The following is a 24,089-nucleotide window of genomic DNA, read 5'->3' as shown; positions in this document are numbered from 1 at the left end:
CTCCCAACCCTCTCCCCTGAAGGGGGGAGGGCTAAATCACAACGAAACCCCCAGATGCTCCGCAACCGAAAAGATGTCCTTGTCGCCGCGGCCGCAGAGGTTGGCGAGGATGATCTGGTCCTTGCCCATTGTCGGCGCGACCTTCTTCACTGCCGCGATGGCGTGGGCGGGTTCGAGCGCGGGGATGATGCCTTCGGTGCGGCAGAGCAGCTGGAAGGCGTCCAATGCTTCCTTGTCGGTCACCGAGGTATAGTCCACGCGTCCGATTTCCTTGAGCCACGAATGCTCAGGGCCGATGCCGGGATAATCGAGGCCCGCCGAGATCGAGTGGCCTTCAGTGATCTGGCCGTCCTCGTCCTGCAGCAGGTAGGTCTTGTTGCCGTGGAGGATGCCGGGGCGTCCGCCTGCAAGACTGGCCGCATGTTCCTTGTCCAGCCCGTGGCCCGCCGCTTCCACGCCGAGCATCTTCACGCTGGCGTCATCGAGGAACGGGTGGAACAGGCCGATGGCGTTGGAGCCACCACCGATCGCGGCGACCAGAACGTCGGGCAAACGGCCGGTGCGGGCGAGCATCTGCGCGCGCGCTTCCTTGCCGATCACGCTCTGGAAATCGCGGACCAGTTCGGGATAGGGGTGGGGCCCTGCAGCAGTGCCGATGATGTAGAACGTGTTGTGGACGTTCGCCACCCAGTCGCGCAGCGCCTCGTTCATCGCATCCTTGAGCGTGCCCGCGCCCGCCGTCACCGGCACGACTTCGGCACCGAGCAGCTTCATGCGGAACACGTTGGGCTTCTGCCGCTCCACGTCGGTCGCGCCCATGAAAATCACGCAGGGCAGGCCAAAGCGCGCGCAGACCGTGGCGGTGGCGACGCCATGCTGGCCCGCGCCGGTCTCGGCGATGATCCGCGTCTTGCCCATGCGCATGGCAAGCAGGATCTGGCCGATGCAGTTGTTGATCTTGTGCGCGCCGGTGTGGTTCAGTTCGTCGCGCTTGAACCACACCTGTGCCCCGCCCAACTCTTCCGTCAGCCGGGGCGCGAAGTACAACGGGCTCGGGCGGCCGACATAGTGTTCGAGCAGGTCATCGAACTCTGCCTGGAACGCCGGGTCGGCCTTGGCCTTGCGATATTCCTGCTCGAGATCGAGGATCAGCGGCATCAGCGTTTCGGCGACATAGCGGCCGCCGAACTGGCCGAAGTGGCCGCGTTCGTCGGGCTGGTTGCGGAAGCTGTTGGGAGTCTGCGCGTTCATGGCGCAGCGCTTGGCAGAGCCTTTACGGAAAGTCCAGAATTGCAATGCCTGCACCTTTGGGGCAGGGGCGGCGCAAAGATACCATGCTGCATTGCGGCAACCTGCACGATCCGTTCATGTGCGGGCAATCTTGATCAGACTAGGGCGTCCTTGCAACGTCGTGAAGGCGGCTCCGAAAGGGGTCGCCTTTTGGCGTTATAATAATGGCCAAGTAAATCTCAAAAGTAACGAGTTTTGTTAGTCTGCCGAATGTTGCAGCTATGTCACAACCATTCTGCGTTTTGATATTCTTGTGATTTTCGTCATTGCCACCGAACTGGACCAGACCTACCTGACGCCTCGCCACCTTCACAGAAGGGGCCAAAAAGTCAGGAGTAAAATCTATGCGTCTGGTTCTTATCTCTCTCGCTGCCTCGCTTGTTGCAGCTACCCCGGCTCTCGCCAACGAAACCCGCGTCGAAGCACGCGGCGGCGTTGCATGGAGCGATGGTGAAAGCGAAGCGATCGCCGGTATTGCCGCTGGCTACGACTACGACCTCGGTGAAACCGCATTCGTCGGCGCCGAAGTTTCGGCTGACAAGCTGCTCACCGAAGGCACCAAGGTTTCGTTCGGTTTCAACGGCCGCGTCGGTGCCAAGATCGCCGAAGCTGGCAAGCTCTACGCTGTTGGCGGCTACAACACCGAATTCTGCGACATCTGCGATGGCACTTGGACTGCCGGCGCTGGCTACCAGCACTCGTTCGGCAAGCTCTATGGCAAGGTCGAGTACCGTCACTTCTTCGTGAAGGACAGCACGATCGACGTCGACGCAGTTGCTGTCGGTCTTGGCGTGAAGTTCTGATCGAACTTCGCAACAAGCGAAATGAAGCGGGCGGCCTCCATGAGGTCGCCCGTTTTCATATGGGGAGATGCACTTTCCTGACTGTCCCCGTCAGCACGCCGAGCGCGAAGCGGGATCAGACTGTCCGCGCGTTGAAGCAGAAGGTGCGTATGCGGTCCGCATCCTTGACGCCCGGCGCGCTTTCGACGCCTGACGAAACGTCGACCAGCGTCGTACCGGTTCCGCGCACGGCCTCTGCCACGTTCGTGGGCGAAAGACCTCCGGCAAGGCCCCAGCGCAGCGGCCCCTTGTAGGCACGCAGCAGGTCCCAATCGAACGCAAGGCCAAGTCCGCCGGGCAGCGCGGCGCCCTTGGGCGTCTTGGCATCGAACAGGATGAAATCGGCAACACCGGCATAGGCATCGGCCTTGGCCACATCCCCCGGCCCCGCTACCGAGATCACCTTCCACACCGGCTTGCCGAAACGGGCGCGGATCGCTGCGGCCCGCGCCGGATCTTCTTTCCCGTGCAGTTGGATCGCATCGAGTCGGGCTGCGGCCACAGCATCGCCCAGCGCTGCATCATCGGCATCAACGAACACGCCGACTCGAGTCAGTCGTCCCTCTGCCTGCATGGCCAGTGCCGGAGCATCGCCCAGCGTCAGAAAGCGCGGTGACGGTGGGAAGAAGTTGAACCCGACATGGCTTGCCCGCGCCTCGATCGTTGCGGAAAGCGCGCCACGGGTGGTCACCCCGCAGATCTTGATGGAAGGTCCAGGCATGAGCGGCGCGTTAGGAGAGGCGCGCCGCCCATGTCAATCACGCCTCAGGGCGCCAGTTCGTAGCTGACGTTGACTGTCACGGTCATTTCAAGTTCGCCTGCTGCCACCGGCGAAGTGCTTTGCACCATGGCTTTTTCTGCGCGGGCGAACATGATCGGCGGCTGTGGCGGCGCCCAACCACCGTTCTCGCTGATCGACAGCACGCGCACCACGCGCAGACCAGCGGCCCGGGCATAGAGATCGGCCCGCGCGCGCGCCTTCTTCATCGCCTCAAGCCGCGCCTCGTCGAGCGCACCATCGAGGCTGTCGATCTGGAAGGTCGGGCCATTGACCTGGTTGGCACCGGCCGAAACCAGCGTGTCGATGACCTTGCCGTACTGGTCCAGCTTGCGCTGGCGGACCGAAACCTGGTTGGTCGCCTGGTAGCCGATGATGACCGGGTCCTGCTGTTCGAAGGAGCCGTCCGGCAGGCGCTTGGGCTGGCCGTAGACCGGATTGACCGAAAGGTTGCTGGTCTGGATGTCGCGCTCGGCGATGCCCGCCTTCTTCAGGGCGGCGATGACGGCGGTCATGCGCTGCGCATTCTCGGTCAGCGCTTCGCCTGCGGTCTTGCCCTGTGTGGTGACGCCGGCATTGAACACGGCGAGGTCGGGCGTGCGGGCCGATTTGCCCTCTGCCGAGATGTTGAGCAGGGTGTTTCCAGCGGCGACGACGGGGCCGGACGAGACGGTCTGCGCTTGCGCACTCTGCGCAAGGCCTGCGCCGGCAAGCGCGACCAGCGGCAATGCGGCAAGAACGGTAGCGGATTTGAAGAACTTCACGGGGCTTGTCTCCTGATGGATTGCGGCAAGACTTGCCCAGTCCAACTGTCGCACACCTGAACTGGTGCCCGCTTAAACGCGAAACATGGGATTAATCCTTCGCGGTTATGTCCCGTTAATGTTGGACGAGGGGGGAATACATGAAGCGTGCGGGACTGATCCTTGGAGCTGCGCTGGCCAGTCTGCTTGCTGGCTGCGCCGCCGAGCCTGACGAATATCCGCTCAGCCGCAAGCAGGCATACGACAAGCTGCTCTCCGCCCGCATCGCGTCGTCCGGTGACGGCCCATTCTTCCGGTTGCGGACGACCATCACCGGCAATGGCGGTTCTGAAGTCACTTATGATGCCTTGGGCGATATGGCCCACCGCATCTGCCACATGCATCTGACCGAGCTTGAGCCACAGCTGACCAAGGTCAAGGTGACCTGCGAGGGCGGTGGCGCCGGCGAAGGCGCAGCGGCAGGCATGGCCCACAACATGATCCGCAACCGCGTGATCGAACTGGTCGATGCCACGCTGAAGGACCGTCCGTTCAACCCCGAGCTTGCCGGTGGCGCAACTGCCTCCCGCTGGCCAAGCGACGGTGTCGATGGCAGCTTTGCCGGTGCTGCTGGCAAGGCGCTGAAGCAGGATGCCGAAATGCACCGCGATATTGCCGAGGCCGAGCAGGCTGCAAACGAAGCACAGGTCGAAGTGCCGAGCGATTATGGCGATTCGGGCGCCGGTTCCGAACCACTGCCCGAATAGACCGCTCAGCTAAGGTCTTTTTCCAGCACCACCATGCGGAACGGCACGGCCTCGCCATTGGGGAACGGTCGCGTTTCGCCGCTGCGGGCATAGCCGCGGCGTTCGTACCACGCGATCAGTTCGGGCCGCGCGTCGATCACCGTCATTTCCATGAGCCGCGCGCCGAACGCCTCGGTGGCCATGTCCTCGGCATCGGCGATCAGCGCCCGGCCCAGACCCTCGGCCTGCAGGTCCGGATCGACGCACAGCATCCCGAGATAGGCGCGGGCCTGGCCGACATCGGTGATCGTCACCGTACCTGCCAGCACACCGTCGATTTCGGCGAGAAGCACGCGAGAGGTCTCCGCTGCGATGGTCTCGGCCAGTTCCGCGTCGCTCGTGCGCTCGTCGTCGAGCAGATCGGCCTCGTGCGTCCAACCGCGCTTGGCGGTGTCGCCGCGATAGGCCTTCTCGACCAGCGTCCGCAGCGCCGGCACGTCCCCAGCCTTGGCCAAGCGGAAGCGAATCATGGGATCAGAGTGTCGCCTCGATCGCGCGTGCGGCGGCGACCGGGTCTTCGGCGCGGCTGATCGGGCGGCCGATCACCAGCACGCTGGCGCCAGCATCGCGTGCGGCGCGCGGCGTGACGGCGCGCTTCTGGTCGCCCAGAGTGCCATCGGCAGGGCGCAGGCCCGGCACTACGAAGAAGCCCTTCTTCCAGCGCTTGTGGATTGCGCCGACTTCGTGGCCCGAACAGACGATGCCATCGAGCCCTGCTTCCTGTGCCAGATCAGCAAGCCGCAGCGCCTGGTCATAGGCCGATCCGCCCACGCCCATCGCCGTCATGTCGCCATCGTCGAGGCTGGTCAGCACGGTCACGGCGACAACCTTGGTATGCTCGCCCGCCGCTGCCTTCGCATCTTCCATCATTGCCCGGCCGCCGCCAGCATGGATCGTCACGATCGCCGGCTCCAGCACATGGATCGACTGCATCGCGCCCGCGACGGTGTTCGGGATGTCGTGCAGCTTGAGGTCGAGAAAGATCGGCAGACCCACCTTGGCCACTTCGTGCACGCCATGATGACCGTGGGCGCAGAAGAATTCGAGGCCCAGCTTCAGCCCGCCGACGTGGCCCTTGACCTTCTGGGCAAGCGCAATGGCGGCGTCGAGCCGGGGCAGGTCGAGGGCAAGGTAGATCGGGTTGCTCACGGGGTCTCGCTCTTGAATGTGTCCGCGTCACGCGCGGCTTCGAGATTGGTCGAGGACAGCGAAGGCGCGGCCTTGGCGCCCAGCGATGTCTCGAGGTTGGCTATGCGCCGCGTCAGCCGCCAGCGCGTCGTCCGGTACAGCAGCCACATCGGCACCAGGCCAAGCAGGAAGGCAAGGATCACCAGCGCGGGCAGCCTGGTCTCCAGCAAAAGGCCTTCCCAGATGCGCACTTCGACTGGCTGCCAGTTGGCGGCGGTAAACGCGGCGAGGACCGCCACGACGAGAACCCAGAAAACCGTGCGCAGCATTCGCATGCCTTTCGCTCCATGAGCCACCCGTCCTGCCCCGATGATTAGGACAGGTTAAGTCTCTTGGCGAGTCCCGGCAGGAAGGGGCTCAGGCTTCCCCGAACACCCGCGCGAAGATCGTGTCGATCGCCTTGAAGTGGTAATCGAGGTTGAACTTCTCCTCGATCTGTTCGGCGCTCAGCACGGCGGCAACTTCCGGATCGGCCTTGAGCAGTTCCTTCAGTGAAAGCTGGCCGTCGGATTCCCACACCTTCATCGCGTTGCGCTGCACCAGGCGGTACGAGGCGTCGCGCTCCAGCCCGGCCTGCGTCAATGCCAGCAGCACGCGCTGCGAGTGGACAAGGCCGCCCATCTTGTCGAGGTTCTTCTGCATCCGCTCGGGATAGATCACCAGCTTGTCGACCACCGAAGTCAGGCGGGCGAGGGCGAAATCGAGCGTGATCGTCGCGTCCGGGCCGATGAAACGCTCGACCGAGGAGTGCGAGATGTCGCGCTCGTGCCACAGCGCCACGTTCTCCAGCGCCGGGGTAACGGCCGAGCGGACCATGCGGGCAAGGCCGGTCAGGTTCTCGGTCAGCACCGGGTTGCGCTTGTGCGGCATTGCCGACGAACCCTTCTGGCCGGGCGAGAAGTATTCTTCTGCCTCAAGCACTTCGGTGCGCTGGAGGTGGCGGATCTCCACGGCAAGGCGCTCGATCGACGAGGCGATCACACCCAGCGTCGCAAAGAACATCGCATGACGATCGCGCGGGATGACCTGGGTCGAGACCGGCTCTACCGCAAGGCCCAGCTTGTCAGCGACATATTCCTCGACCGAGGGATCGATGTTGGCGAAGGTGCCGACCGCGCCCGAAATCGCGCAAGTCGCAACTTCTGCGCGCGCCGCAACAAGGCGCGCCCGGCAGCGCGTGAACTCGGCATAGGCCTCGGCGAGCTTCTTGCCGAAGGTCGTCGGCTCGGCGTGGATGCCGTGGCTGCGGCCGATGGTCGGGGTGTACTTGTGTTCGAACGCGCGGCGCTTGATTGCTTCGAGCAGGGCGTCGAGGTCAGCCAGCAGCAGGTCCGAAGCGCGCGCAAGCTGGACGCTCAACGTCGTGTCGAGCACGTCCGAGCTGGTCATGCCCTGGTGCATGAAGCGCGCCTCGGGACCGACCTGCTGCGCAACCCAGTCGAGGAAGGCGATCACGTCGTGCTTGGTCACGGCTTCGATCGCGTCGATGGCGGCAACGTCGATGGTCGGGTTCGTCGCCCACCAGTCCCACAGCGCCTTGGCGCCCGAAGGCGGCACCACGCCCAGTTCACCGAGCTTTTCGGTGGCGTGCGCTTCGATCTCGAACCAGATGCGATAGCGGGCTTCCGGCTCCCAGATCGCGGTCATGGCGGGGCGGGCGTAACGGGGGACCATGTTCGACTCCGTGAATCTTGGCGCTGCAGGCTTTGCCGGGGCCGCTAGGGGCAAGGGGGCCGGAACGCAAGGGCCGAGGCTCTAAATCGGCCCGATCCGCTCCAGCATCCGCACGATCACCCGGTCTGCGCCCAGAGGGTTCAGGTGGGTATCGTCAAAGTACAGCGCCTTTCCGTTCTGCACGATGTCGCAGGCCTGCGGCCCGCACAGCACTTCCTGCGGATCGAAGAATCTGACGCCGGGGTGCGTTGCGGCGTAGCGGGCAAGCAGGGGGTTGAATGCAAAGCCTTCCGCACTTTCGCGAGGCAGGTGCTGCGGGCAGAGCGCGTTGACGAATGCGAGGCACCGCAGATACCCGCCAGCGCAGCAAACCACAGGTGCAGGCGACGTTGTCCCGTGGAACAGCACTACCGGGATTACGGCGAGCGCTCTCAGCCCTTCGATTCCCGCCTGTATTGCAATGCCTGCCCGCCCAACCGTCCTCAGGAGCACGATGGCCAAACCGGGCCGATCACGCAATTCCTGTCACGTCGTCCCTTTCATGGTTAAGATTGCCGAACCCGGCGCCGTGGCCTTTGTGCAAGATTGCATCTGAGGCGGGCGCGCTATATCCGCGTCCGCGCATATTGCACGGAGAATGCACATGGCTCGCAAGGTTCTGGTCCTCGTCGCTCTTGGCTGTTCACTGGCCCTGGCGGCCTGCAACACCGTCCAGGGCATCGGCCGCGACATCGAATCGGTCGGCAAGGCGGGCGAGAAGGCGATCTGATCCGTCAGATCAGGCCCTAGATCAGGCCCTAGATCAGGCCTTGCGCCTTGAGCGAGGTGTAGCCTTCACGCCCGATGACGATGTGATCGTGCACGGTCATTCCCATCAGGCGCGCGGCCTCCATGATCTTCTGCGTCACTTGGATGTCGGCGCGGCTCGGCTTGGGGCTGCCCGAAGGGTGGTTGTGGACAAGGATCATCGCCGCCGCGCCCACGTCCAGCCCCTTCTTCACCACTTCGCGGGTATAGATCGGGCTTTCGTCGAGCGTGCCGTCTCCGACCAGATGATCGAGGATCAGCATGTTCTGGGTGTTGAGATAAAGCACCCGCACGCGCTCTACGTTGAGATGCGCCATGTCGATGTGCAGATAATCTAGCAGGGCCTGCCAGTTTGAAAGCACCGGCTGTTCACGCACGACCGTCTTGGCCAGCCTGCGCGCGGCAAGCGCGACGATCCGCAACGCCGCCGCGCTGGTTTCGCCCATGTTGGGATGCAGCGCGAGCGCCTGCGGATCGGCGTTGAGCACGCCCGCGAGGCTGCCGAAGCGCTGGATCAGCGACCGGGCGATAGGCTTGGTATCGATGCGCGGGCGCGCGACCATCAGCAGGTATTCGATGACTTCATGATCGGCGAGCGCATCTTCGCCCCCGGTCATCAGGCGCTTGCGCAGGCGGGCGCGGTGGCCGCTGGCATCGCCGCCGTCGAAGCTCATCCTGCTGCCGCTATTGCCGTTCTGTTCAGGAAAGAGTCCGGTTTGATCCGTCATTGATCCTATCCGGGCACCACTTCGGCGCTCAAGTGTTCGCCAATCGGTACAAACAGTTCGTACACGTGAGATGTACTTGCCGTGCATTGCCCAAGCGGGGGGAGTGCGCAAGAAGGGGGCAGATGGCAGATAGTTTCGAATTGGCGGAACCGGATACGCCGCCAGAGCCCGTGCGCTCGCGCAAAGGGCTGCGGCGCGTCGGCGTGTCCGTGCTTGTCCTGGCCGTGGCGGGCCTGGGCGGCCTGTGGCTTGCGCGCAATTCAATTGCTGACCGCATCATCGTCGGCCAGCTCAAATCCTATGGGCTGCCCGCGACTTACGAGATCGAGAGCATCGGCCCCGGTCAGCAGATCCTGCGCAACGTGGTCGTCGGCGATCCGCGCCGTCCGGATCTCACGATCGAGCGCGTGGAGGTCGGTATCCGCTACGGCCTTGGTGCGCCCTATCTCGGTTCGGTCAAGCTGGTCGCGCCGCGCATCTATGGGCATTATCGTGATGGCAGGGTCAGTTTCGGCTCGCTCGACAAGGTCATCTATGCGCCCAAGACCGACAACCAGCCCTTCTTGCTGCCCAAGCTTGACCTGCAGGTTCAGGATGGTCGCGGCCTGATCGTCACCGATGGGGGGAAAATCGGCCTCTCGATCGAAGGCCGGGGCGGCTTGCAGAACGGTTTTGCCGGGACGCTGGCGGCGGTTGCGCCGTCACTTTCGGGTAGCGGCTGCAAGGCGGACGGCGCCCGCTTCGTCGGCAAGATCGCAGTGCGCGAGGAGCGGCCATCGCTGACCGGGCCGCTGCGCCTGGACCGCATTGCCTGCGATAGCGGTGCGAGCAGCGGTCCGCTGGTGGCCGATCTCGATGCGCGGGCGGACAAGGGTTTTGCAGGACTTGCCGGTGCCGCCACGGTGCGCGGAAACAAGCTGGCTGTGCCCGGCCTCTCTGCCGAAACGCTGGCACTCGATACGCGCCTTGCTTACCGCGACAGTGCCCTGACCGGGCGGATCGCTGCCAACGCCGGCGGAGTCGGCAGCGGCGGCGTCCGCTTCGGCCTGCTCGGGCTCGAAGGCTCGGTCCGCACCCGCGAGGCTTTCCGCAAGGCCGAATTTCGCGGCACGATCGACGGGCAGGGCCTGCGGCAGGGCGCGGCTCTCGACAATGCCCTGGCCTCGGGTGAGCGCAGTGCCTCGGGCACGCTCCTTGCACCGATGCTCGCCCAATTGCGCGCCAGCCTCAAGCGCGAGGAACGTGGCAGCCGCCTCGGTGGCGAAATCGCGCTGCGCCGCAATGGCGATGCGATGTCGGTGGTGATCCCGCAGGCGCGCCTGACCGGGGGCTCCGGGCAGACGCTGCTCACGTTGTCGCGCTTCCAAATGGCCAGCGGCACCAAGGGCGGTCCACCCCTGCTGGCGGGCAGTTTTGCCACCGGCGGTGCAGGCTTTCCGCGAATCGTCGGACGGATGGAGCGCGGTCGTGCGGGGCAGGCCCTGTTCCGCCTGACCATGGCGCCGTGGCGCGCGGCCGGTGGGTCGCTGGCCATCCCCGAGATGATGATCGCCCAGATCGCTGACGGATCGCTGGGTTTTTCCGGCACTACCCAGGTGTCCGGCGCGATTCCGGGCGGTTCCGTTCAGAACCTCGTCCTCCCCGTCAACGGTGCCTACGGCGCGCGCGGCGAACTCGCGCTCTGGCGCCACTGCGTCACCGCCCGCTTCGACCGGTTGGAACTCGGCCAGATGGCGGTGGACGGCAACGCGCTGCAGTTCTGTCCGCCGGGCGGCAGCGCCATCGTCCGCAACGGGGCCGGGGGGCTGCAGGTCGCTGCCGGCACGCCCGGACTCGATCTCACCGGCAAGTTGGGTGAAACCCAACTTGCGCTGCGCACCGGCGCTGTTGGATTTGCCTGGCCGGGTGTCCTGAAGGCCACTGCCGTCGACGTAACGCTGGGTCCGCCTGCTACCGCAACGCACCTCACAGTTGCCAATCTGGACGCGAGAGTTGGGGGAGAGTTGGGGGGGAGTTATGGGGGAGTTGGAGCCAAGCTCGCCGCCGTTCCGCTCGACATCTCCAATGCCTCGGGTGAATGGCGCTATGTCGATGGAAAGCTTGTACTTTCCGGCACCGAATTTGACCTCACCGATCGTCTCGACCCTGCCCGCTTCGAAAAGCTGCATTCCACCGGCGCAACGCTGACGCTGGCGGATAATCGCATAACTGCCAACGCCTTGCTGCGCGAAGCAAAGACCTCGCGCGAAGTCGGCGCGGTCAGCATCCGCCACGACCTGTCGACCGCACGGGGCCACGCCGACATCAGTGTCGACAACCTCCTGTTCGACAAGGCTTTCCAGCCCGCGCAGCTCACGCGCCTGGCGCTCGGCGTCGTCGCCAATGTCAACGGCAAGGTGACCGGCGACGGCGTGATCGACTGGACGGCGCGCGGGGTGACAAGTTCCGGCACGTTCGGCACCGAAAACCTTGATCTTGCAGCAGCTTTCGGCCCCGTGAAGGGCCTGAAGGGCAAGCTCGTGTTCACCGACCTTCTCGGCATGGTCACCGCCCCGCACCAGAAGCTGACCGTCGCCTCGATCAACCCCGGCATCGAGGTGACCGAAGGCGTCGTCGACATAAGTCTGCTGCCGGATCAAGTGCTTAGACTGCACGACGCGCGCTGGCCGTTCCTCGGCGGCACGCTCGTCCTCGAACCGACCGACCTGCGCCTCGGTCTCGCCGAAGCGCGCCGTTATACGCTGAGCGTCATCGGCATCGACGCGGCCAAGTTCATCGAGAAGATGGAGCTGGGAAATCTAGCCGCAACAGGCACTTTCGACGGACAGTTCCCGCTGATTTTCGACGCCAACGGCGGTCGGATCGAGGAGGGAACGCTCGTCTCGCGCGCACCGGGAGGCAACGTGTCCTACATCGGCGCGCTCACCTACGAGAACATGGGAGCGATGGCCAACTTTGCCTTCGATGCTCTAAAATCCTTGGATTACAAGACCATGACCATCGCCATGCGCGGCGATCTCGAGGGCGAGATCGTCACCAATGTGCGGTTCGGCGGGGTCAAGCAGGGCGCGGGCACGAAGCAGAACTTCATCACCAAGCAGGTCGCCAACCTGCCGATCCAGTTCAACGTCAACATCCGCGCACCGTTCTACCAGATCATAACCTCGTTCAAGGCGATGTACGATCCCGCTTTCGTCAAGGATCCCAGAACCTTGGGCCTGGTCGATGCGCAAGGGCGGCCGCTCTATCGCTCGGCAAACGGCGTCCGTCCCGGCGGCGCTCCGGTGATCGTACTGCCCGGAAGCCCCACCAATATTCAGCCTGCAGAAAGCGGAAAAATGCCATGAGGAAGGTGGAATTGACCCGATCCGCGAACCCTGCGACCAACAGGGGCATGGGGAAAAACGGATTTCAGTTCAGGCCGCGCCACCTGCTGGTGCTGCCAATGATGGGGGCCCTGGCACTGGGCGGCTGCATTTCGGTGAAGGCACCGGACAAGCCGATCGTGATCGAGCTCAACATCAACATCAAGCAGGAGGTCGTGTACCGGCTCGCGCAGGATGCGAACAACACGATCGAAAGCAACCCGGACATCTTCTGATGTGCCGAGGCGTTCTGAGGACGAAGACGATGACCAAGGTTTCGATGCGCAAGACCTTCGCAACGCTCGCTGCAACCGGGCTGGTGCTCGGCACGATCGCGGTGCCCGCCTTCGCGCAGAGCCGCGATCCGGCCTATGCTGCAGCGCGCGCTGCGGGCCAGGTCGGCGAGAAGATGGACGGCTATCTCGGCTACGTCACGCCGCCCGCTCCGGCGCTGCGCGCGGTGGTCGAGGACATCAACATCAAGCGCAAGGCAGTCTACGCCGAGAAGGCCCAGGCCAACAAGGCAACGGTGGAGGAATATGCACTCACCTCGGGCTGCCTGCTGATCGCCCAGACCAAGCCGGGCGAGAAGTACCAGGCGCCCGACGGTTCCTGGCAGACCCGTGGTGCAGGCGCGCCGTTGCGTGATTCGCGCTGCCCCTGACGCAAATTTCCGCATACGAATCGCTGGCCGGTTTCAGCCACTTTCGCGCCCTTCCTCGCACTTGCGGGGGAGGGCGTTCGCATTTGCGATGATACCTTGGGTCAGACAGGGGATCAGACACGGTTCGTGACGGTTGACTCAAGAATACCCCCCGCCTAAGGGGGCGGCGCTCTCGGCGGTCATCCGTCGTTTGTGCTGCACTTTCGGTCGGGCGACTGATCAGGGGAACAAGCATGAATGACGAAACCGGCGGGACGGAGCCAATCGGCGAGGATGCGCGGATCGACGCGCTCGACAAGCGGCTGAAAGCCCTTCGCGAGCGGGAAGAGGAGCGCAACCGGCCAAAGGCAGGTGGGGAAACCGATGCGAATTACCGCATGGGCAACCGCGTGCTGGCGGAACTGATCGGCGGCCTCGTGGGCGGCGCGTTCATCGGCTGGGTCATTGACCAGTTTGCCGGAACGAGCCCCTGGGGTCTCTTGGTGATGCTGTTCATGGGGGTCGTCGTGGCATTCCGGAACATCATCCGAATTTCGAGCCGGCGCCCCGAATAGGGCGCTGTTGTTGTATTCGAGTGATACGGGGTTAAGCGCGTGGCCGAAGGCAAGGTCGATCCGGTTCACCAGTTCACGATCGAGACCCTTTTCGGGACCGATCGCTGGTCTATTGGTGGTTACAACATCGCGTTCACCAACTCGTCGCTGTGGATGGCGATCACTACGGTGGTGCTGGTCGCGTTCGTTGCCGGTGGTGCCAAGCGCGAGCTGGTTCCGGGCCGCTGGCAGATGGCTGTCGAAGGCCTGACCGGCTTCGTCGACAATCTGCTTCAGGCCAACATCGGCAAGGCTGGCCGCAAGTACCTGCCTTACGTGTTCTCGCTGTTCGGCTTCATCCTGTTCGCCAACATGCTCGGCCTTCTGCCGCTAGCCCTCGTCGGCGTGCACCCGTTCACGGCAACCAGCCACTTCACCGTCACCGGCGTGCTCGCAATCATGAGCTTTGCCATCGTGCTCGGCGTCGGCTTTGCCAAGCACGGCTTCCACTTCTTCTCCCTGTTCGTGCCGCACGGCACGCCCGTTCCGATGATCCCGATCATTTTCCCGATCGAGCTGATCTCGTTCATGGTGCGTCCGTTCAGCCTTGGCCTGCGTCTCTTCGTGGCGATGATGGCCGGGCACGTGCTGCTCGAAGTGCTCTCGGGCTTCGTCATCTCCGGCACCAATGCCGGGGTGGGGACCTTCTTCCTCGCCGCCGTTCCCAGCTTCGTGCTGATGATCGGCATCTGCGCGCTGGAACTTCTGGTGGCAGGCATTCAGGCATACGTCTTTGCCCTGCTCACCTGCGTCTACCTGAACGACGCCGAGAACCTTCACTGATACCCGCAACATTTTCCCATACGGAATTGATAAAAGGAGTTTTTGACATGGACGCAGAAAGCGCAAAGCTGCTCGGTGCTGGTCTCGCCGCTGTTGGCGCCGGTCTCGCCTCGCTGGGCGTGGGCAACGTGTTTGCCAAGTTCCTCGAAGGCGCGCTGCGCAACCCCGGCGCCGCTGACGGTCAGCAGGGCCGCCTGTTCATCGGCTTCGCCGCCGCCGAACTTCTGGGCCTGCTCTCGTTCGTCGTCGCGATGATCCTGATCTTCGTTGCCTAAGGCACACGAAGCTCACTGATTGTTGAAAATGCTGGCCGGGGTCCGCCCCGGCCGCCTGACGCCCGGACACCCGCGATGCCTCAGATTGAACAGCTTGCCACCACCTATTCCAGCCAGGTCTTCTGGCTGCTGGTGTTCTTCGGCATTGTCTTCTTCGTGATCGGCCGGGGCATGCTGCCCAAGGTCGTCTCCACGATGGACGGCCGCGACAAGCAGATCGCCGACGACCTTGCCGCTGCCGAAGCCGCACGGGCCGCCGCCGATGCCGAGGAAGAGGCATGGCGCGTCCAGGCGAACAAGCAGCGCGCCGAAGCCCAGGCCGTGATTGCCGCTGCCAAGGCGGACGCGGCCAAGGCCACAGACGCCAAGCTCGCTACCGCCTCGGCTCGCATCGACGAGACCGTCACGGCTGCCGAAGCCCGCATTGCCGCTGCCCGCGCCGCCGCGTTGGGTGAAGTGGAAGGCGTTGCTGCCGAAGCCGCGCAGGACATCGCAAGCCGCCTCGCCGGCCTGTCGATCCCCGCTGCCGAGGCGCAGGCCGCCGTGAAGGGAGTTCTCGCAAATGGCTAACGCTGTAGAGACGACCGCTGTCGTCGAGCACGAAGCTGCTGGCGGCGAACACCACGTCGAACCTTCGGCACTCGGCCTCGGGCCGGGCGCATGGGTCGCCCTGTCGATGGCAATCTTCCTTGCGATCCTCGTCTCGAAGAAGGTCCCCGGCGCGATCGTCGGTGGTCTGGACAAGCAGATCGATGCGATCCGCAAGCAGCTCGATGAAGCCAAGGTGCTGCGCGCCGAAGCCGAAAAGCTGCGCGCCGAATACGCCGCCAAGATCGCCAACGCCGAGAAGGACGCGGCGGCCATGGTCGAGCACGCCAAGACCGAAGCGGCAGCCATTGTCGCCAAGGCCGAGGCCGACACCGCCGCCGTCATCGCCCGCCGCGAGAAGATGGCGTCGGACAAGATCGCCGCTGCCGAGCGCGCTGCGGTTGACGACCTGCGCGCCAAGGCCGCCGAGGCTGCGACTGCCGCCGCACGCGACCTGATCGCGAAGAACCACTCCGCAGGTGCCGACAAGGCGCTGGTGGATGGCGCGATTGCCGGGCTGGTGAACTGATCGGCTTCAAGCCGCTTCAGGGCTTACAGAACACGAAGACCCCTTCCGGTGCGAGCCGGGAGGGGTTTTTGTTTCTCCACTTCTTGCGTTAGGACCGCAGGAATATTCGGACACGAGGAAGGCATGGCGCTCTACGACACCATTGGTGTGGATTATGATCGTTTGCGTCGACCCGACCCCCGCATTGCGCGATTGATACACGCTGCTCTTGGGGGTGCTGAGACAGTCCTGAATGTCGGCGCTGGAACGGGTTCGTATGAGCCATGCGACCGGAAGGTCACCGCCGTCGAACCATCGTCGGAAATGATTGCCAAGCGGTCCTCAAATGCCGTGCCCGTGGTTCAGGCGAGTGCCGAAGCATTGCCCTTTGGCGATGGCGCATTCGATGCGGCGATGGCAGTTCTGACGGTGCATCATTGGGCCGAGAAGGCCAAGGGCTTGCGCGAGATGCGTCGCGTGGCTCGCGGGCCGGTGGTCATACTGACGTACGATCCGGCACAACGTCCATGGTTGACGGAATACTTGCCGCAGTTGGCGGCTCTCGACGATGCGCAGATGCCGCAGATGTCATTTTATGAGGAGCAGCTCGGGCCAGTCAGCATCGCGCCGGTGGCGGTGCCGCATGACTGCGTCGACGGGTTCCTTTACGCTTTCTGGCGGCGACCCGAGGTCTATCTTGATGCCCGGTATCGCAAGGGGAGTTCGTCATTCTGGGCGCTGGGAGAATCGTTGGCCCCGGGGCTGCAGATGCTTGAGGACGATCTGACGTCAGGTGCGTGGCACAAACGCTATGGCGACCTGTGTGCATCCGACACGTACGATGCGGGATATCGGCTCGTCATCAGCGGGCGCTAGGGCCGCGTCGATCCCCTGATCACCAGCCTCACCGGCACGCGCCGCCCGGAGCCTTCGGTCCCGTTGATCTTCGCCAGCAACTGTTCGACCAGCAGAGTGCCGGCCATCTGGAAGTCCGGTTCGATAGAGGTGAGGGGCGGCGTGGACCATGCGCCTGCACGGATGCCGTCAAAGCCGATGATGCCAATCTGGTCCGGGATCGATAGCCCGCGTGCCGTCAGTTCCTTGAGCGCGCCCAAGGCCATGTCGTCGCAGACGGCGAAGATCGCGTCAAACGGGGTGCCGCTCTCGGCCAGGGCTATTGCGGCGCGGCGGCCCTGCTCTTCGCGGGCGAGGCCGCTTTCGACTTGCTGCAGGACGGGTTCGAGTCCCGCTGATCGCATCGCTTCGGCGTAACCCTCGTAGCGTTCCTGGAACTGGCGCTGGGGTGAGGTGGCCGAGCCGATGCAGACGATCTGGCGGTAGCCGCGCACCAAGAGGTGGCGCGTGGCCAGCGTTGCGCCCGAGAGGTTGTCGCTGCGCACCCACGGCATGTCGTTGTCGGGCGAGCCCCAGCAGGTCCAGTGCGTGCCTTCCGGCATGTCGCGGAAATAGTCCCATGCCTTGGTATTGGTGGTCGTGCCGATCACGATCATGCCGTCGGCCTTGCGGCGCTCCTGGAAGTGGCCCCAGAAGTTTTCGGGCGCATCCTGGAAGGAGACGAGGGTTTCGTAGCCCTTGGCCGAGGCTGCAGCGCAAGTGGAGCCGAGCAGCGAGAAGTAGAAGGGGTTGATGTCCTTGCGGTCCTGCGCCTCGCGGCAGATCATCACGACGGCGAGCGTGCCGGTGCGGCCACGGCGCAGGCGGGCGGCGTTCTCGTCCACCTGGTAGTTCAGGCGGCGCGCGGCTTCCATCACGCGCTGGCGGGTCGGCTCGCTGATCGAGGTGTCACCGGCAAGGGCGCGGCTGACGGTGGACTGGCTTACGCCTGCGGCTTCGGCCACGTCGAACGACGTTACGCGGATGATCTTTCTCTCGCCGGCCATGCGTTCCCCCAAGTCAACTCACGCTTTAGCAGGATCGGCGTCAGCGGAAAGTGTCCTTGGCCTTGCGCAGGGCGGCAAATGTCTCTTCCGGCGACGATCCGCCCCAGCGCGCGGCCATGTCGGCATCGTCGGCGCGCAGGAAGGGGTTGGAGGCGAGTTCGGCGGCGAGCGTGGTGGGCACGGTCCATTCGCCACGCTCGCGCTTTTCATCGACGCCCCGGGCATAGGCGGAGAGGGCCTTGTTGTCCGGATCTGCGAAGAGAGCGAATCGGGCGTTGGACTGGGTGTATTCGTGGGCGCTGTAGAGCGTCGTTTCGGCGGGCAGGGCCTTGAGGCGCAGGAGGCTCGCCCAGAACTGCGGCGGGGTGCCTTCGAACATCCGGCCGCAGCCGAGCGGGAAGAGGGCGTCGCCGACGAAGGCTACCGATGCTGCGGGCAGGTGGTAGGCGCAGTGGCCCATGGTGTGGCCGCCGACGTCGATGATGGTCGCGGTGAAGCTACCAAGCTGGACGGTATCGCCCTGGCCCACGGTGCGGTCGACGGCGGCGATCTTTCCGGCGTCGTCTTCGGGGGCGATGACGATGCAGCCCGTCGCGGCCTTTATCGCTTCGTTTCCGCCCGCATGGTCAGGGTGCCAGTGGGTGTTCCAGATCTGGGTGATGCGCCAGCCCCTGGCCGCGGCCTCGCGCAGGTAAGCTTCAGCGTCCGGCGTGTCGATGCAGGCGGTCTCGCCGCTTGCGGGCTCGTGGACGAGGAAGCCGTAGTTGTCGGACAGGCAGGGGAACTGGTGGATCTGTAGGGTCATGGGGCAAGCTTAGCGCCGCCTTCCGGACAAAGCAAAAGCCCGCCCGGATTTCTCCGGACGGGCCTTGCTTTTCGTTGCCAGAAGGCGGTGAAGCTTACTGCTTCGCCTTCAGAGCGGCGCCGAGGATGTCGCCCAGCGAAGCGCCGGCATCCGACGAACCGTACTGTTCCACGGCTTCCTTCTCTTCGGCCAGCTGACGGGCCTTGACCGAGAAGTTCGGCTTCTTCGAACGATCGAAGCCGGTGACCATGGCATCGAGCTTCTGGCCGACCTGGAAGCGGTCCGGACGCTGTTCGTCACGGTCGCGGCCCAGATCCGAGCGCTTGATGAAGCCGGTTGCGCCGTCTTCGCCAGCCTGCACTTCGAGGCCGCCATCGCGGACTTCGAGTACGGTGACGGTGACGACTTCGCCGCGACGCAGCGAGCCAGCACCGGCAGCCGAAACGCCACCAGCAGCCGGAGCGCCCTTTTCAAGCTGCTTCATGCCGAGGCTGATGCGCTCCTTCTCGACATCGACGTCGAGAACCACGGCCGAGACCTGCTCACCCTTGCGGTGCAGGGCCAGAGCGTCTTCGCCCGAGATGCCCCAGGCGATGTCCGACATGTGGACCATGCCGTCGACGTCGCCATCGAGGCCGATGAACAGGCCGAACTCGGTCGCGTTCTTGACTTCGCCTTCCACGGTCGAACCGACCGGGTGCTTTTCTGCAAAAGCTTCCCAGGGGTTCTGCTGGGCCTGCTTGAGGCCGAGGCTGATGCGGCGCTTGTCGCTGTCGACTTCCAGAACCAGCACGTCGACTTCCTGCGAGGTCGAGACGATCTTGCCGGGGTGGACGTTCTTCTTGGTCCAGGACATTTCCGAAACGTGGACGAGGCCTTCGATGCCGGCTTCGAGTTCCACGAACGCACCGTATTCGGTGATGTTGGTGACGGTGCCCGAGAGCTTCGCACCGACCGGGTACTTGGCGGCAACGCCATCCCACGGATCGCTTTCAAGCTGCTTCATGCCGAGGCTGATGCGCTGCGTATCCTGGTTGATGCGGATGATCTGCACCTTGACGGTATCGCCGATGGCGATGACTTCCGACGGGTGGTTGACGCGCTTGTAGCTCATGTCGGTGACATGGAGCAGGCCGTCGATGCCGCCGAGGTCCACGAACGCACCGTAATCGGTGATGTTCTTGACCACGCCGTCGATGATCTGGCCTTCCTTGAGGTTCTGGATCAGGCCCGAACGCTGTTCGGCGCGGGTTTCTTCCAGCACCGCACGGCGCGAGACGACGATGTTGCCGCGGCGGCGGTCCATCTTGAGGATCTGGAACGGCTGCGGCATGTCCATCAGCGGGGTCACGTCGCGGACCGGGCGGATGTCTACCTGCGAGCCGGGGAGGAAGGCAACGGCGCCGTCGAGGTCGACGGTGAAGCCGCCCTTCACGCGGCCGAAGATCACGCCTTCAACGCGCTTGCCTTCGCCAAATTCGTTCTCGAGCTTGTCCCAGGCGGCTTCGCGGCGGGCGCGGTCGCGGCTGAGCATTGCTTCGCCGTCAGCGTTCTCGACGCGGTCGACATAGACTTCGACTTCGTCGCCGACCTTGAGGCCGTGCGCCTGGCCGGGGGCGGCGAATTCGCGCAGGGCAACGCGGCCCTCGCTCTTCAGGCCCACGTCGATGACGGCCTTGTCGTTTTCGATGGCAGTGATGGTGCCCTTGACGACGCGGCCTTCAAAGCCACCGTTGGCGGCTCCGCCAAGCGATTCGTCAAGCAGCGCGGCGAAATCGTCGCGCGACGGGTTGGTAGCCATTATCCAAGCTTCCTGTTTCTAGGTATCCCGGCCAGGCGGTTGTTTCCGCCGGTCTTTCCTCCACGTACCGCCCCATGCGGGCCGTGGGCCAAAAAGGGCCGAACCGCCCCCGGAGCCGAATGCTGCCGAAGGCATCCGATCGGGCGAAAGCCTTCACGGACGGGCGGCGCTTAGGCGCATGGGCCGGGAAAAGCAAGGAAAATGGGGCGCTTTGCGGCTTTGGCTCGGGGCGGGGAGAACCTGTTAAGTATCGGCTGATACAGAACATTGCGAGGAGAACCGCCATGGAGCAACCGGGGGTGTTCAGCACGTTTGGCGACCGGGCCACGGAAGCCCGCTACAACGAGACTGCGCGAACGCTGCGCACGCCGTTCGTGCGGCTCTACGCGGTCCTGTTCATGTCTGTCATGCTCGCCTATTCGGTGGTCAATCCGCTCTATCTGGACCCGGTCGAAAACGCCCGTCTGGCATTCTGGCTGGGCGTGGCCTTGATGACGACCGGCATCTACATCGGCGCCACCTTCTGGCGGGACTATGTCCGCCACCCAATGGTCGATTTCGCTGCCTTGCTGGCGATTTCGTTGATCGTGGCCCGGATCAACTTCGTGCTGTTCGATCACCTCCTGCACATTCACGACGATCTTCATGCGGTGGGCGTGGTCAACCGCCTCGCCATCACGGCATTTGCTGCGGTAACGCTGGCCGGCCGTCCGCGATTGTTCCTGGCGTGGCTGGGTTGCGACCTGATCGGCTGGCTCGGGCAAGTCCTTCCCGGACAGGCGGCAGACGCCGCACTGGCCTATGCGCTGCTCAGCTATCTGAGCGGCGCGCTGGTCATGGCCGCGATCAATCTTGCCGTCGGCCGGACGAGCAGGGCCGCATTCATGCTGGCGGATTCACTGGATGCAGAACGCGCGCGGAACGAGGAACTGGTGCTCAACATGCTGCCGCCGACCGCGGTGGAGCGCATCCGCACCGGGCAGATGGTGGCCGATTCCTATGCCGATGCGAGCGTCATCTTCATCGACATGGTCGGCTTCTCGAAGCTGGCGAAGCGGGTGTCGCCGGGGCATCTGGTGGAGCTGCTGAACAGCTTCTTCAACCACGCCGACGCCTGCGCGCGCGAGCATGGGGTGGAGAAGGTCAAGACGGTAGGAGACGCCTACCTCGCCATTGCAGGCGGCAACGTACCGAGTGGCAACAGTGCAGATGCGGCCATTGCCTTTGCCCGTGCCGTGCTTTGCGGCGTCGACGAACTGCGCAGGGTTGCCGGCGTTGACGAAGTCGGGCTGAGAGCAGGCATCCATTCCGGGCCAGTCGTCGGAGGCGTGATCGGGGCGACCCGCATGGCCTATGACTATTGGGGCGACACCGTGAACATTGCCGCGCGCCTCGAAGGCACTGCCGCCGCCAATGGCATCGCCATTTCCGAAAGCACCTGGCTGCGGGCAACCGATCGGTCGTCGTTCGGCCCGCCGAACATGATCGCGCTGAAAGGTGTCGGCGAAACCTGTGTTTTCCAGACTGCGGTGGTGGACGCCACCGGCGAAGGCAAGGCTGCGGCCTAGCCCTTCGCCGCGATCTGCTTTTCGACCAGAGCAATCGCCGTCGCCATGGCCATTTCCTTGGTCAGGTTCGAGGTATCGAGCAGCGCTGCGCCTTCCGCCTGCCGCAGCGGGGCTTCGGCGCGGTTGCGGTCGCGTTCGTCTCGTTCGGCGAGGTCAGCTTCGATTTCGGTGCGCTCCACGTCCTTGCCTAGCTGCTTCATCTCGACCCAGCGGCGCATCGCGCGTGCGCTTACGCTGGCCGTGACGAAGAGCTTGGCGTCGGCTTGGGGGGCGATGACGGTGGCTATGTCGCGGCCGTCGAGGACGGCGCCGCCGGGTTGGCCGGCAAAGGCCTGCTGGCGTTCGAGCAGCGCGGCGCGGACGGCGGGGTGGATGGAGACGCGGCTGGCATAGCCACCGGTCTCTTCGCTGCGCAGTTCGGGGTCAGCCAGCAGGCTTTCCGGAAAGGCGCAGGCGGCGAGGGCTGCTGCGGGATCGTCCGGGTTGCCGCCGCTCAGGAACACCTGCCGGCCCACGGCGCGATAGAGCAGGCCGGTGTCGAGGTGAGGCAGGCCGTAATGCGCGGCGAGCGCCTTGGCGATGGTGCCCTTGCCCGAGGCGGTCGGGCCGTCGACGGCGATGATCACGGGTTCGAACTCCGGTTGCGGAAGGCTTTCACCAGCCCCCATACCGCAATTGCCGCCCAGAAGAACTCCAGCACGAACGAGGCGGGATTCATGTTGAACAGCAGCGAGATCGTCAGCAGCGCGGCGCCAAGCAGGTTGACGCCGTGCTGCACGAAGGGATTGGGCTGGTCCTGCCGGGTGGCATAGCCGTAGGCGAAGATGATGCAGGCGGTGCCGCAGAAGCCGACGAGGTTGGCCAGATCGTGGCTGGTCAACGCGTTGCGCCCTCGAGCAGGCTTTCGAAGACCGGAAAGCTGGTGGCGATGGGGCGGGTGTCGTCCACTTCGACGCCGCGCTTGCTGGCGATGCCGGCGATGGCCATCGACATGGCGATGCGGTGATCGAGGTGGGTGACGACGCTGGCGCCTTCCGCCGTGCCGGGGAGCGGATCGCCGCCGGTGCCGTCGATGATCAACCCGTCCTCGGTTTCGGTGACCTTGGCTCCGGCGAGTTCCAGCGCGGCGCGCATGGCACTGATGCGGTCGCTCTCCTTGACGCGCAGTTCCTCGAGCCCGGTGGTGACGGTGCGGCCCTTGGCGAGCGCGGCGGCGACGAAGAGGATCGGGAACTCGTCCACCATGCTCGGGACCACGGCGGGATCGACGTCGATGCCGGTCAGCAGCGAATGGCGCACGCGCAGGTCAGCCACGGGTTCGCCGCCAACGTCGCGGCGGTCGAGTTCCTCGATGCTGCCGCCCATCAGGCGCAGCACGTCGAACAGCGCGGCGCGGGTGGGGTTGAGGCCGACGTTCTCGACAATCAGGTCAGAGCCTTCGACCAGCAGTGCGGCGACGACGAAGAAGGCGGCGGAGGAGGGATCGCCGGGGACGACGATGTCCTGCGGCTTGAACTCGGCCTCGCCGCGGACCTTGATCACGCGCGTGCCGTCATCTGCCACGTCGACCGTCAACTCCGCGCCGAAACCGCGCAGCATACGCTCGGAATGGTCGCGGGTGGGGATTGGTTCGATGACGGTGGTCACGCCGGGGGTGTTGAGCCCTGCAAGGAGGATGGCGCTCTTCACCTGCGCCGAGGCGACCGGGAGGCGGTATTCGATCGGCACGGCGGGCGAGATGCCGCGCAGCGTGAGCGGGAGGCGGCCGCCGGGGCTGGCGGTGAATTCCGCGCCCATGGTCGAGAGCGGGTCGATCACGCGTCCCATCGGGCGCTTGGACAGCGAGGCGTCGCCGACGAACGTTGCCGTGATTGGGTGGCTGGCGACGAGGCCCATCAGCAGGCGCGTCGAGGTGCCGGAGTTGCCCATGTCGAGCGCCTGTTGCGGCTGCAGGAGGCCGCCAACGCCGACGCCGTGGACGTGCCACATGCCATCGGCATCTCGCTCGATGGTCGCGCCCATGGCGCGCATCGCTGCGGCGGTGGAGAGGACGTCCTCGCCTTCGAGCAGGCCAGTCACGCGCGTTTCGCCAACGGCCAGGGCGCCGAGCATGATCGAGCGGTGGCTGATCGACTTGTCGCCGGGCACGCGGATGCCGCCCTTGAGCGGTCCGTTGGCAGTGAAGCGGCGGGGGCGCATCTGCGCCGGATCGTGAGAGGACACGGAATCTCTACTTTCGAAGCGGGGAGGGCCGATAAAGCGCGCGGCTTTTGACAGCAGCGCGCCGCTATGGCAAGGCGCGCGCTCTCTTGATTCCGCGGGAGCGCGGACCCATCAAGCGTGCAGTTTCTCCGCCCGGCGATGTTCTGTCCTGCCGGGCCA

28 protein-coding genes are annotated in these 24,089 nt (G+C 64.7%); 13 read left to right on the top strand and 15 right to left on the bottom strand.

The genetic code is table 11. The features are described 5' to 3' along the window. Positions 1-36: 36 nt before the first annotated feature. Positions 37-1,251 (bottom strand): tryptophan synthase subunit beta, encoded by a 1,215-nt coding sequence (gene trpB / locus ACZ1JY_RS06700; RefSeq protein ID WP_465130755.1) that lies wholly within the window; start codon positions 1,249-1,251, stop codon positions 37-39. A gap of 383 nt (positions 1,252-1,634) precedes the next feature. Here trpB and ACZ1JY_RS06695 point away from each other — a divergent pair, with 383 nt between their 5' ends. Beyond that, positions 1,635-2,093 (top strand): outer membrane protein, encoded by a 459-nt coding sequence (locus ACZ1JY_RS06695; protein ID WP_448996631.1) that lies wholly within the window; start codon positions 1,635-1,637, stop codon positions 2,091-2,093. 115 nt (positions 2,094-2,208) lie between these two features. Here ACZ1JY_RS06695 and ACZ1JY_RS06690 read toward each other — a convergent pair whose 3' ends face one another. Next, positions 2,209-2,853 (bottom strand): phosphoribosylanthranilate isomerase, encoded by a 645-nt coding sequence (locus ACZ1JY_RS06690; protein ID WP_465130754.1) that lies wholly within the window; start codon positions 2,851-2,853, stop codon positions 2,209-2,211. Between the two features lie 44 nt (positions 2,854-2,897). Continuing rightward, entirely contained in the window at positions 2,898-3,674 is a 777-nt protein-coding gene (locus ACZ1JY_RS06685; protein WP_465130753.1) for an SIMPL domain-containing protein, read from the bottom strand. A 140-nt stretch (positions 3,675-3,814) separates the two neighbouring features. Between ACZ1JY_RS06685 and ACZ1JY_RS06680 the strand changes: the two genes are divergently transcribed. Then, a complete protein-coding gene (locus tag ACZ1JY_RS06680; protein WP_168903609.1) occupies positions 3,815-4,420 on the top strand; it encodes a hypothetical protein in 606 nt (201 codons plus the stop codon). Between the two features lie 5 nt (positions 4,421-4,425). Here the strand turns inward: ACZ1JY_RS06680 and ACZ1JY_RS06675 are convergent, their stop codons facing one another. The 5 genes from ACZ1JY_RS06675 to ACZ1JY_RS06655 form a co-directional block, all read right to left on the bottom strand. Continuing rightward, a complete protein-coding gene (locus tag ACZ1JY_RS06675; RefSeq protein WP_062348479.1) occupies positions 4,426-4,929 on the bottom strand; it encodes a GNAT family N-acetyltransferase in 504 nt (167 codons plus the stop codon). Positions 4,930-4,933: 4 nt separating this feature from the next. Continuing rightward, positions 4,934-5,608 carry an orotidine-5'-phosphate decarboxylase gene (pyrF, locus tag ACZ1JY_RS06670; protein ID WP_118073299.1) on the bottom strand — a complete coding sequence of 225 codons (675 nt, stop codon included), beginning with the start codon at positions 5,606-5,608 and terminating at the stop codon, positions 4,934-4,936. After that, positions 5,605-5,922 (bottom strand): lipopolysaccharide assembly protein LapA domain-containing protein, encoded by a 318-nt coding sequence (locus ACZ1JY_RS06665; protein ID WP_465130752.1) that lies wholly within the window; start codon positions 5,920-5,922, stop codon positions 5,605-5,607. The genes pyrF and ACZ1JY_RS06665 overlap by 4 nt, the downstream gene beginning before the upstream one ends. Positions 5,923-6,004: 82 nt before the next feature. Beyond that, positions 6,005-7,321, bottom strand: a complete 1,317-nt coding sequence (purB, locus tag ACZ1JY_RS06660; protein ID WP_465130751.1) for an adenylosuccinate lyase — start codon at positions 7,319-7,321, stop codon at positions 6,005-6,007. Positions 7,322-7,402: 81 nt separating this feature from the next. Then, entirely contained in the window at positions 7,403-7,813 is a 411-nt protein-coding gene (locus tag ACZ1JY_RS06655; protein ID WP_465130750.1) for an SGNH hydrolase domain-containing protein, read from the bottom strand. A gap of 151 nt (positions 7,814-7,964) precedes the next feature. On the opposite strand from ACZ1JY_RS06655, the gene ACZ1JY_RS06650 reads away from it, so the two are divergent. Continuing rightward, a complete protein-coding gene (locus ACZ1JY_RS06650) occupies positions 7,965-8,090 on the top strand; it encodes an entericidin A/B family lipoprotein (RefSeq protein ID WP_082013356.1) in 126 nt (41 codons plus the stop codon). A 28-nt stretch (positions 8,091-8,118) separates the two neighbouring features. Here ACZ1JY_RS06650 and radC read toward each other — a convergent pair whose 3' ends face one another. Next, positions 8,119-8,856, bottom strand: coding sequence for a RadC family protein (gene radC, locus ACZ1JY_RS06645; RefSeq protein WP_465130749.1), 738 nt, complete (start codon positions 8,854-8,856; stop codon positions 8,119-8,121). Positions 8,857-8,978: 122 nt separating this feature from the next. On the opposite strand from radC, the gene ACZ1JY_RS06640 reads away from it, so the two are divergent. The 9 genes from ACZ1JY_RS06640 to ACZ1JY_RS06600 all read left to right on the top strand — a co-directional run bounded on the left by ACZ1JY_RS06640 (position 8,979) and on the right by ACZ1JY_RS06600 (position 16,508). Beyond that, positions 8,979-12,203: an intermembrane phospholipid transport YdbH family protein gene (locus ACZ1JY_RS06640; RefSeq protein ID WP_465130748.1), complete on the top strand. Its 3,225-nt coding sequence runs from the start codon at positions 8,979-8,981 to the stop codon at positions 12,201-12,203. After that, a complete protein-coding gene (locus tag ACZ1JY_RS06635; RefSeq protein ID WP_240946627.1) occupies positions 12,200-12,457 on the top strand; it encodes a YnbE family lipoprotein in 258 nt (85 codons plus the stop codon). Before ACZ1JY_RS06640 ends, ACZ1JY_RS06635 begins: the two co-directional genes overlap by 4 nt. Before the next feature lie 29 nt (positions 12,458-12,486). Next, a complete protein-coding gene (locus ACZ1JY_RS06630; RefSeq protein ID WP_168903615.1) occupies positions 12,487-12,885 on the top strand; it encodes a YdbL family probable chaperone protein in 399 nt (132 codons plus the stop codon). A gap of 233 nt (positions 12,886-13,118) precedes the next feature. Then, complete coding sequence (locus ACZ1JY_RS06625) at positions 13,119-13,439, top strand: AtpZ/AtpI family protein (RefSeq protein ID WP_118073307.1); 321 nt, start codon at positions 13,119-13,121, stop codon at positions 13,437-13,439. A 39-nt stretch (positions 13,440-13,478) separates the two neighbouring features. Beyond that, a complete protein-coding gene (locus ACZ1JY_RS06620; protein WP_465130747.1) occupies positions 13,479-14,261 on the top strand; it encodes a F0F1 ATP synthase subunit A in 783 nt (260 codons plus the stop codon). Positions 14,262-14,308: 47 nt separating this feature from the next. Beyond that, positions 14,309-14,536, top strand: coding sequence for a F0F1 ATP synthase subunit C (locus ACZ1JY_RS06615; protein WP_011444975.1), 228 nt, complete (start codon positions 14,309-14,311; stop codon positions 14,534-14,536). Positions 14,537-14,611: 75 nt separating this feature from the next. Then, a complete protein-coding gene (locus ACZ1JY_RS06610; RefSeq protein ID WP_168903616.1) occupies positions 14,612-15,106 on the top strand; it encodes a F0F1 ATP synthase subunit B family protein in 495 nt (164 codons plus the stop codon). Continuing rightward, positions 15,099-15,653: a F0F1 ATP synthase subunit B family protein gene (locus ACZ1JY_RS06605; RefSeq protein ID WP_118073310.1), complete on the top strand. Its 555-nt coding sequence runs from the start codon at positions 15,099-15,101 to the stop codon at positions 15,651-15,653. Before ACZ1JY_RS06610 ends, ACZ1JY_RS06605 begins: the two co-directional genes overlap by 8 nt. 123 nt (positions 15,654-15,776) lie before the next feature. Then, positions 15,777-16,508 carry a class I SAM-dependent methyltransferase gene (locus tag ACZ1JY_RS06600; protein ID WP_118073311.1) on the top strand — a complete coding sequence of 244 codons (732 nt, stop codon included), beginning with the start codon at positions 15,777-15,779 and terminating at the stop codon, positions 16,506-16,508. Here ACZ1JY_RS06600 and ACZ1JY_RS06595 read toward each other — a convergent pair. The 3 genes from ACZ1JY_RS06595 to rpsA form a co-directional block, all read right to left on the bottom strand. Beyond that, a complete protein-coding gene (locus tag ACZ1JY_RS06595) occupies positions 16,505-17,533 on the bottom strand; it encodes a LacI family DNA-binding transcriptional regulator (RefSeq protein ID WP_206065589.1) in 1,029 nt (342 codons plus the stop codon). The two genes, ACZ1JY_RS06600 and ACZ1JY_RS06595, sit on opposite strands and share 4 nt — an antisense overlap. Before the next feature lie 40 nt (positions 17,534-17,573). Beyond that, on the bottom strand, positions 17,574-18,338 hold the full coding sequence (gene gloB / locus ACZ1JY_RS06590) for a hydroxyacylglutathione hydrolase (protein ID WP_465130746.1): 765 nt from the start codon (positions 18,336-18,338) through the stop codon (positions 17,574-17,576). 94 nt (positions 18,339-18,432) lie between these two features. Then, positions 18,433-20,139 carry a 30S ribosomal protein S1 gene (gene rpsA, locus ACZ1JY_RS06585; RefSeq protein WP_039334259.1) on the bottom strand — a complete coding sequence of 569 codons (1,707 nt, stop codon included), beginning with the start codon at positions 20,137-20,139 and terminating at the stop codon, positions 18,433-18,435. A gap of 284 nt (positions 20,140-20,423) precedes the next feature. Between rpsA and ACZ1JY_RS06580 the strand changes: the two genes are divergently transcribed. Then, complete coding sequence (locus ACZ1JY_RS06580; RefSeq protein ID WP_168903620.1) at positions 20,424-21,707, top strand: adenylate/guanylate cyclase domain-containing protein; 1,284 nt, start codon at positions 20,424-20,426, stop codon at positions 21,705-21,707. Here the strand turns inward: ACZ1JY_RS06580 and ACZ1JY_RS06575 are convergent. The 3 genes from ACZ1JY_RS06575 to aroA are packed head-to-tail and all read right to left on the bottom strand — an operon-like array spanning position 21,704 to position 23,906. Continuing rightward, positions 21,704-22,333, bottom strand: coding sequence for a (d)CMP kinase (locus ACZ1JY_RS06575; RefSeq protein ID WP_465130745.1), 630 nt, complete (start codon positions 22,331-22,333; stop codon positions 21,704-21,706). The two genes, ACZ1JY_RS06580 and ACZ1JY_RS06575, sit on opposite strands and share 4 nt — an antisense overlap. Then, entirely contained in the window at positions 22,330-22,587 is a 258-nt protein-coding gene (locus ACZ1JY_RS06570) for a CBU_0592 family membrane protein (RefSeq protein WP_465130744.1), read from the bottom strand. Before ACZ1JY_RS06570 ends, ACZ1JY_RS06575 begins: the two co-directional genes overlap by 4 nt. Next, positions 22,584-23,906 carry a 3-phosphoshikimate 1-carboxyvinyltransferase gene (gene aroA / locus ACZ1JY_RS06565; protein WP_465130883.1) on the bottom strand — a complete coding sequence of 441 codons (1,323 nt, stop codon included), beginning with the start codon at positions 23,904-23,906 and terminating at the stop codon, positions 22,584-22,586. Before aroA ends, ACZ1JY_RS06570 begins: the two co-directional genes overlap by 4 nt. Positions 23,907-24,089 lie beyond the last annotated feature (183 nt).

Source organism: Novosphingobium sp. BL-A-41-Hi4B-X5A, assembly GCF_055521705.1.
This window is presented reverse-complemented; position numbering and strand designations above follow the sequence as displayed.

Bases quoted from the DNA above. Each gene is read 5' to 3' on its own strand.
- ACZ1JY_RS06630 (WP_168903615.1), top strand. From the start codon at position 12,487: ATGACCAAGGTTTCGATGCGCAAGACCTTCGCAACGCTCGCTGCAACC.
- ACZ1JY_RS06625 (WP_118073307.1), top strand. From the start codon at position 13,119: ATGAATGACGAAACCGGCGGGACGGAGCCAATCGGCGAGGATGCGCGG.
- radC (WP_465130749.1), bottom strand. From the start codon at position 8,856: ATGACGGATCAAACCGGACTCTTTCCTGAACAGAACGGCAATAGCGGC.
- ACZ1JY_RS06675 (WP_062348479.1), bottom strand. From the start codon at position 4,929: ATGATTCGCTTCCGCTTGGCCAAGGCTGGGGACGTGCCGGCGCTGCGG.
- ACZ1JY_RS06610 (WP_168903616.1), top strand. From the start codon at position 14,612: ATGCCTCAGATTGAACAGCTTGCCACCACCTATTCCAGCCAGGTCTTC.
- ACZ1JY_RS06600 (WP_118073311.1), top strand. From the start codon at position 15,777: ATGGCGCTCTACGACACCATTGGTGTGGATTATGATCGTTTGCGTCGA.
- rpsA (WP_039334259.1), bottom strand. From the start codon at position 20,139: ATGGCTACCAACCCGTCGCGCGACGATTTCGCCGCGCTGCTTGACGAA.
- trpB (WP_465130755.1), bottom strand. From the start codon at position 1,251: ATGAACGCGCAGACTCCCAACAGCTTCCGCAACCAGCCCGACGAACGC.
- aroA (WP_465130883.1), bottom strand. From the start codon at position 23,906: ATGCGCCCCCGCCGCTTCACTGCCAACGGACCGCTCAAGGGCGGCATC.
- ACZ1JY_RS06650 (WP_082013356.1), top strand. From the start codon at position 7,965: ATGGCTCGCAAGGTTCTGGTCCTCGTCGCTCTTGGCTGTTCACTGGCC.
- ACZ1JY_RS06605 (WP_118073310.1), top strand. From the start codon at position 15,099: ATGGCTAACGCTGTAGAGACGACCGCTGTCGTCGAGCACGAAGCTGCT.
- ACZ1JY_RS06595 (WP_206065589.1), bottom strand. From the start codon at position 17,533: ATGGCCGGCGAGAGAAAGATCATCCGCGTAACGTCGTTCGACGTGGCC.
- ACZ1JY_RS06640 (WP_465130748.1), top strand. From the start codon at position 8,979: ATGGCAGATAGTTTCGAATTGGCGGAACCGGATACGCCGCCAGAGCCC.
- ACZ1JY_RS06680 (WP_168903609.1), top strand. From the start codon at position 3,815: ATGAAGCGTGCGGGACTGATCCTTGGAGCTGCGCTGGCCAGTCTGCTT.
- ACZ1JY_RS06635 (WP_240946627.1), top strand. From the start codon at position 12,200: ATGAGGAAGGTGGAATTGACCCGATCCGCGAACCCTGCGACCAACAGG.
- ACZ1JY_RS06695 (WP_448996631.1), top strand. From the start codon at position 1,635: ATGCGTCTGGTTCTTATCTCTCTCGCTGCCTCGCTTGTTGCAGCTACC.
- ACZ1JY_RS06615 (WP_011444975.1), top strand. From the start codon at position 14,309: ATGGACGCAGAAAGCGCAAAGCTGCTCGGTGCTGGTCTCGCCGCTGTT.
- purB (WP_465130751.1), bottom strand. From the start codon at position 7,321: ATGGTCCCCCGTTACGCCCGCCCCGCCATGACCGCGATCTGGGAGCCG.
- ACZ1JY_RS06690 (WP_465130754.1), bottom strand. From the start codon at position 2,853: ATGCCTGGACCTTCCATCAAGATCTGCGGGGTGACCACCCGTGGCGCG.
- ACZ1JY_RS06580 (WP_168903620.1), top strand. From the start codon at position 20,424: ATGGAGCAACCGGGGGTGTTCAGCACGTTTGGCGACCGGGCCACGGAA.
- gloB (WP_465130746.1), bottom strand. From the start codon at position 18,338: ATGACCCTACAGATCCACCAGTTCCCCTGCCTGTCCGACAACTACGGC.
- ACZ1JY_RS06665 (WP_465130752.1), bottom strand. From the start codon at position 5,922: ATGCGAATGCTGCGCACGGTTTTCTGGGTTCTCGTCGTGGCGGTCCTC.